The following is a 6,101-nucleotide window of genomic DNA, read 5'->3' as shown; positions in this document are numbered from 1 at the left end:
TGATCTCACTGAAATCAGTGACCACCCGGGTGCGGGTACCGGGGGTGTAGGGGCGGAAATTACGGATTGCCATGACGATTCAGACCCCTCAGGACTCAGGGAAGAGTTGGATCGAGTTGCCCTCCGCCAGGCGCACCACGGCTTTCTTCACCTGGGCACGTTTGCCGGCGAAGCGACCCATGCGACGGGAGCGTCGCGGGGGATTCATGGTGCTGATGCCGGTGACCTTCACATCGAAGAGCTGCTCAATGGCGGCCTTGATGTCGGGCTTCGCGGCGCGGTGGTCTACCTCGAAGGTGTACTGGTTTATTTCGAGGGCGCGGGTGGCCTTCTCGGTGATCAAGGGACGGCGGATCACATCCGCCAGGCGGCCTTGGAATCGTTCAGTCATCGCCGTAGACCTCCTGGATGGTTGCGAGAGCTTCCTCGCCCAGCACCAGAGCATTGGCGTGGAGCAGGTCGAAGACGTTCAGCTGATCTGCGGAGATCAACTTGACTTTCTCCAGGTTGCGCACGGAACGGCGGACAACATCGGAGGGGTTCGTCAGAACGATGAGCACCTTGGATCCTGCCGCGACACCGAGGCGTCCCAGAGCATCCGTGATTTCACGGGTCTTGGGGGCCTCCAGCGCAGTAGCGAAGTCCTTCACGACGGTCACATCGTCAATGCGGGCCATTAGCGCAGTGCGCAGGGCCAGACGACGCTCCTTGCGGTTCATCGCAAGGTTGTACGTGCGGGGCTTGGGTCCGAAGATGACGCCGCCGCCGGGCTTCAGGGGAGTCCGGATGGAGCCCTGACGGGCCCGACCAGTTCCTTTCTGCTTGTAGGGCTTGCGACCACCACCACGCACTTCTGAACGGGTGAGGGTGCTGGCGGTTCCTTGGCGTGCATGGGCCTGCTGACGCAGAACAGCCCGATGCATGAGATCAACGGCGGTGGTCTCTTTGGCCACCTTCAGGTCCAGGGTCGCCTTACCGGCTTCCTTGCCCTGCCAATCACGAACGACACAACTGGCCATCACTTACCTCCTTTGGCGGGCTTGGCGCCCACGCGCAAGGCCGGGCGGATGTTGAGCAGCGCACCAGGCTTGCCGGGCACGGATCCCTTCACCACCAGCAGGTTGTGCTCGCTGTCCACCTTGAGGATGGTCAGGCCACGTGTGGTGATCTTCTTGCCGCCGTAGCGACCGGCCATCCGCTTACCGGGATAGATGCGGCCCGGGGTCGTGCCGGCACCGGTCGAACCGGGCTCGCGGTGATTCTTCGAACCGTGGGTCATCGGACCCCGGCTGAAGCCGTGGCGCTTCTGGTAGCCAGCGAAGCCGCGGCCGACAGTGTCACCGCTGACGTCCACCTTCTGGCCGGCTTCGAAATCGCCGACGGTGATGTCTCCACCGAGTTCGAGACCTTCAACGCTGTCGACGCGGTATTCGCGCAGATGACGCAGAAGCCCCTCACCAGATTTGTTCAGGTGACCCTGGGCGGGCTTGTTGATCAGCTTTTCGCGGGTTTCGCCAAAGCCGATCTGCACTGCGGAATAACCGTCAGTGTCGTCGTTTTTGAGTTGGGTGATGCGGCAGGGGCCGGCTTCGATCAAGGTGACCGGAACAGCTCTGCCCTGCTCGTCGAAGAACTGGGACATACCCAGCTTCTTCCCGAGGATGCCGATGGACATGGATGGGGAGGAAGCGCCAGCGTGGACAACCACCAAGCGGAGAGCCGCATGGGGTCAGGTGCTGATCGATTGGACGCAGACGTGGTTCGAAGCGGAACTCCCTAAGGAGTTGATTCGAATGAGCTAGCGAACGATGCAGCGAGGCTGGGACTTGCATCTGCACGATGTGCTGTTGCAGTTTCCCGACGGAGATTTCCGAAGAAAGCTTCCGTACTGGCCTGGAGATTCAGCGCAATCGCCGAATCTGTTCTGCCAACTGGAGGCCCGGCTAGCGGACGGGCACAGAAAGACAGAACAAACATCGAACCTACAACACCGGCCTTCCCCCTCCCCTGATCCTTCTGCCTGCTGCCAGAATCCTCTCCAATCCCTGTAGCTGCCATGCCTCTGCTTCTCACCGGTCAGGCATTTCGCCGTGATCTCGAAGCCAATGGCTGTCTGGCGGTTCAGGCTCCGCTCGAAGGCGGTGCAGAAACGCGTTTATTAAGACGTCTGCGCGGTGCCGGTTACAGCACCCGCATGACATCAGCCCGCGGCCTTGGTGATCCGGAGGTGTTCCTTACCCAGAAGCACGGCATCCGTCCTCCCCATCTCGGTCACCAAAGCGTTGGTCGTGGTGCTGCTGTGGGAGAAGTGCAGGAGGTGGCTCCCCAGCTCGGCGACCTTTTTGAAGGTGATGCTCCTGTGGCCCTCTGGCTGCTGGAAGGCCAGGTGCTGTCGCGCTCCGAACTTCTTTCGCTCTGCGATCTTTGCAAGCGCGAACCACGTCTACGCATCATCGTGGAGATGGGTGGTGCTCGCAGCCTGAAGTGGGAACCGATGACCACATATCTGAAGGCCTGACGCCTGACGAGGCCCTCGATCAGGGCCGCTGGGTCAAGCTCATCTGTGGAGCAAGCAACCAGGATGTGCCTGCCATTGCCGATCTGACCGCTGTTTTTGCGGCTGTCGGTGTTCATTGCGTTGATGTGGCTGCAGATCCAGCGGTCGCCCTTGCAGCGCGTCGCGGGCTGGACTGGGCTGAGGCGCAAACAGGGCGTCGCCCCTGGCTAATGGTCAGTCTCAGCGATGGCATCGATGCTCACTTCCGCAAGGCCTGGTTCGATCCTGACCACTGCCCCGTGGACTGCCCGCGGCCCTGCGAAAGGATTTGTCCGGCGGCGGCGATTCCGCCCGCTGCTGGGATCGACCAGCAGCGTTGCTATGGCTGCGGCCGCTGCTTGCCGGCTTGCCCCCATGGCTTGATTGAGGAACGCGACCACCGACTGGCACCCGAGCAGGTGATCTCCTTGCTGAAATCGATTCAGCCCGATGCTGTGGAGATTCACACGGCGTCTGGGCATGACGAGGGCTTCTCGACGCTGATCCAAAGCCTTCAGCAGCACAACGTTCCCCTGCGGCGCTTGGCCGTGAGCTCCGGCTTGGAGGGCCACGGCGTGAAGGCCGATCAGTTTGCTGGTTTGCTTTGGCGTCGCTACTCCCGCCTGCGCCAAGCCGGTTACAGGCCCCTCTGGCAGCTGGATGGGCGTCCGATGAGCGGCGATGTGGGCGCTGGCACCGCGCGAGCTGCGGTTCAGCTCTGGCGTGCCATGCGTGGTCTGGCGCCGCCGGGTCCGCTTCAGCTTGCCGGTGGCACCAATGCCGCAACGCTGGAGTTCCTGCACCCGACGGAGCGGCCGGCTGGCATCGCCTTTGGTGGTGTGGCTCGTCGCTTGCTGATGCCTGTGCTGGATGAGGCGCAAACCCGTGGGCTTGCCTTGTGGCAATGGCCCGAGGGTTGGGAGCGTGCCCTCTCTCTCGCGCGTCCATTGGTTACGCCATGGTTGCAGCGCTCTTGCTAGAAGGCTGAAACGCGCAGATCCCATGGGCACGCAACGGGTCACCGACGATCTGGATCGCCTTCTTGAGCTCCTCCCGGACGCCGTGCAGGAGCGGTTGCAGCCTGTGGAGGCGCGAAAGCAGTTGCTTGAAGTGGTGCTCGATCTCGGTCGGGTTCCGGAAGCGCGTTATCCAGGCCGTGCCCTTGAGCTGGGTTCCACGCCCTTGTCTCGGCAGGATCTGGCGGCCGTGGTGGCCAGGCTTGGTCAGTTCGGTGGCGATAACCGGGCGGGAATCGAACGAACGCTTCACCGGATTAGCGCGATCCGCAACCGTCAGGGCGAGGTGGTCGGTCTGACCTGCCGGGTGGGGCGAGCCGTGTTCGGCACCGTTGCCATGGTGCGGGACCTCTTGGATGGAGGGCAGTCCCTGCTGTTGATGGGGCGCCCTGGTGTGGGCAAGACAACGGCGTTGCGTGAGATCGCCCGGGTCCTTTCAGATGAGCTGGAGCGGCGCGTTGTTGTGATCGACACGAGCAATGAGATCGCCGGTGATGGCGACATCCCCCACCCCGCGATCGGTCGGGCCCGCCGCATGCAGGTGGCCAGGCCTGAGCTGCAGCACCAAACCATGATCGAGGCGGTAGAAAATCACATGCCAGAAGTCATCGTGATCGATGAGATCGGCACGGAGCTGGAAGCACAGGCCGCGCGCACCATCGCTGAACGTGGTGTGGTGCTTGTCGCCACAGCTCACGGCAATGCTTTGGCCAACCTGATCAAGAACCCCACCCTCAGCGATCTGGTGGGAGGAATTCAGACGGTCACCCTCGGGGATGAGGAGGCCCGGCGGCGTCGCAGTCAGAAAACGGTGTTGGAGCGCGCCGCCGAACCGACTTTTCCGGTTGCAGTTGAAATGCATAGCCGGCAGCACTGGGCCATACACACTGACGTTGCCGCCACCGTGGACCAACTGCTTCGGGGTCTGAAGCCCAGGGTTCAGGAGCGCGAGCTGACGCCTGAGGGGGGCGTTCAGCTGGTGGACCCGCCGCAGTCTTCGGGTTTGCTGCGCCCTCCGTCCCAACGGCCGTTTACGGAACAGGCCGTCTCAGTTCCCGTGCCAATGCCTGCGGTCAGTTTCCGGAAGGCAAGTGCAGCAGTCGAACAATCCTCGCCGGAGACCAGCGCCGAGCACCTGCAGGTTCTCTGTTGCGGGGTTCCTCCTCGTGTTGTGGAGGAGGCCATCCGTTCCCACGGCTGGAAGGCGCAGGTTGTGGATGATTTGAGTGATGCCGATGTGGTGTTGAGCGTTCGGCTTGGCCTCAGCCGTCAACCGTCCCTGCGCCGTCAGGCCAAGGATCTGGGGATCCCGATTCTGGTGATTAAGTCCGACACCCTGCCCCAGGTGACCCGTGCCATGGCCCGTCTTCTGCGCCGTCAGGCCACCGAATCGGCCGCAGAGGTCATCTCGCCGGACCGGGTGTCTCAGGACGATGAATTGGCTGCTCTCGAGGAATGCCGTCTTGCCGTGGAACAGGTGGTGATGCCGCAAGGCCGGCCGGTGGAGTTGCTGCCGCGAACTGAGCGTGTTCTCCGGATGCAAGCCGATCTTGTGCGGCGTTACCGGCTACGCAGCGATGTCTTCGGCGAGGCTGAACTGTCCCGCTTGAGGGTTTTTCCTCCTTGATCGTTAGTTGGTGGATTGACGAACGGTTGGCTGCTATGAGTAACTATTAGTGCTCCGGTGAACCGCATGTTGCGGTCTTTCCCGGTTCAGTGGGCCGTCGCCAAGCGGTAAGGCAGCGGGTTTTGGTCTCGCCATTCCTAGGTTCGAATCCTAGCGGCCCAGTTTTTGTCCATGAACCTTCGCCCACTGCTGGTCTTCGATTTCGACGGTGTCATCGTCGATGGAATGGCCGAGTACTGGTGGAGTGCTTGGCACGCCTGTCGTCGTCTTGAGGCTGCTCCAGAGGGCTTCACCCCTGATCAGGTGCCTGACGCCTTCCGTCAGCTGCGGCCGTGGGTGCATCACGGTTGGGAAATGGTGCTGCTGGCTGCGGAACTGCCGGCGCTGAACCTTCAGGTTTGGCTGCATTCCTATGGGGAAGCGCAGGCCTTGGCACTGCAACGGCGTGGATGGCAGCCGGAGCAGCTGCAGGCGGCACTCGATGCTTCCAGAGATGAAGCGGTGCGGCAGAACCGTTCCGCTTGGTTGGCGTTGCATCGACCTTTCCCCGGCCTGGTGGAGCGGCTGAAGCAGTTGGAAGCAGAGGGGGTGGACTGGGCTGTTCTGACGACAAAAACCCAGGCCTTCACCGCTGAGCTGCTGAACAGCCTTGGCCTGCATCCTTGGCGTCTGGATGGTCGTGAGGCTGGTGCTAAGCCTCAGGTTCTGCTCCAGCTCCAGCGGCAGCGAAGCCTGTGCGGCTTCGTGGAAGACCGCCGGGTGACGCTTGAGGCGGTGCGCTCAACACCAGGGTTGGATCAACTGCCCTGTTTTCTGGTGAGTTGGGGCTATCTTCGCCCGATGGATCAGAGCGGTCTTCCGCCCGGAATTGCGTTGATCCATCCGGATCGCTTTCAGGCCCCCCTGGCGCAATGGCACTGAT

Annotated in this window: 7 protein-coding genes and 1 tRNA gene; 5 read left to right on the top strand and 3 right to left on the bottom strand. The window is 62.3% G+C overall.

Annotation, left to right across the window (positions count from 1 at the left end; all coding sequences use genetic code 11):
• Positions 1–88: 88 nt before the first annotated feature.
• From FZZ85_RS09210 to rplC, 3 genes are read right to left on the bottom strand one after another with little or no spacing between them, the layout of a single operon-like run.
• Entirely contained in the window at positions 89–391 is a 303-nt protein-coding gene (locus tag FZZ85_RS09210) for a 50S ribosomal protein L23 (protein ID WP_006850625.1), read from the bottom strand.
• Positions 384–1,019, bottom strand: coding sequence for a 50S ribosomal protein L4 (gene rplD, locus FZZ85_RS09205; RefSeq protein ID WP_226414377.1), 636 nt, complete (start codon positions 1,017–1,019; stop codon positions 384–386). Before rplD ends, FZZ85_RS09210 begins: the two co-directional genes overlap by 8 nt.
• The gene (gene rplC, locus FZZ85_RS09200; RefSeq protein WP_226402221.1) at positions 1,019–1,675 is read right to left on the bottom strand and encodes a 50S ribosomal protein L3; all 657 of its coding nucleotides are present in this window, start codon (positions 1,673–1,675) and stop codon (positions 1,019–1,021) included. The genes rplD and rplC overlap by 1 nt, the downstream gene beginning before the upstream one ends.
• A 381-nt stretch (positions 1,676–2,056) precedes the next feature.
• Here rplC and FZZ85_RS09195 point away from each other — a divergent pair, with 381 nt between their 5' ends.
• The 5 genes from FZZ85_RS09195 (at position 2,057) to FZZ85_RS09175 (ending at position 6,100) form a co-directional block, all read left to right on the top strand.
• Complete coding sequence (locus tag FZZ85_RS09195) at positions 2,057–2,518, top strand: NAD(P)H-quinone oxidoreductase subunit N (protein ID WP_006850745.1); 462 nt, start codon at positions 2,057–2,059, stop codon at positions 2,516–2,518.
• Positions 2,485–3,516: an LdpA C-terminal domain-containing domain gene (locus FZZ85_RS09190; protein ID WP_226414375.1), complete on the top strand. Its 1,032-nt coding sequence runs from the start codon at positions 2,485–2,487 to the stop codon at positions 3,514–3,516. The genes FZZ85_RS09195 and FZZ85_RS09190 overlap by 34 nt, the downstream gene beginning before the upstream one ends.
• A 22-nt stretch (positions 3,517–3,538) precedes the next feature.
• Positions 3,539–5,179 (top strand): AAA family ATPase, encoded by a 1,641-nt coding sequence (locus FZZ85_RS09185; RefSeq protein WP_226414373.1) that lies wholly within the window; start codon positions 3,539–3,541, stop codon positions 5,177–5,179.
• Positions 5,180–5,269: 90 nt separating this feature from the next.
• Positions 5,270–5,341 (top strand) — tRNA-Gln (locus tag FZZ85_RS09180).
• 9 nt (positions 5,342–5,350) lie between these two features.
• Positions 5,351–6,100: an HAD family hydrolase gene (locus FZZ85_RS09175; protein WP_226414371.1), complete on the top strand. Its 750-nt coding sequence runs from the start codon at positions 5,351–5,353 to the stop codon at positions 6,098–6,100.
• The last annotated feature ends 1 nt before the right edge of the window (position 6,101 follow it).

Source organism: Synechococcus sp. MU1642 (assembly GCF_020514115.1).
Taxonomy (GTDB): domain Bacteria; phylum Cyanobacteriota; class Cyanobacteriia; order PCC-6307; family Cyanobiaceae; genus Parasynechococcus.
Note: the sequence above shows the minus strand (reverse complement) of the source record. Positions and strands in the feature narration are given on the sequence as shown.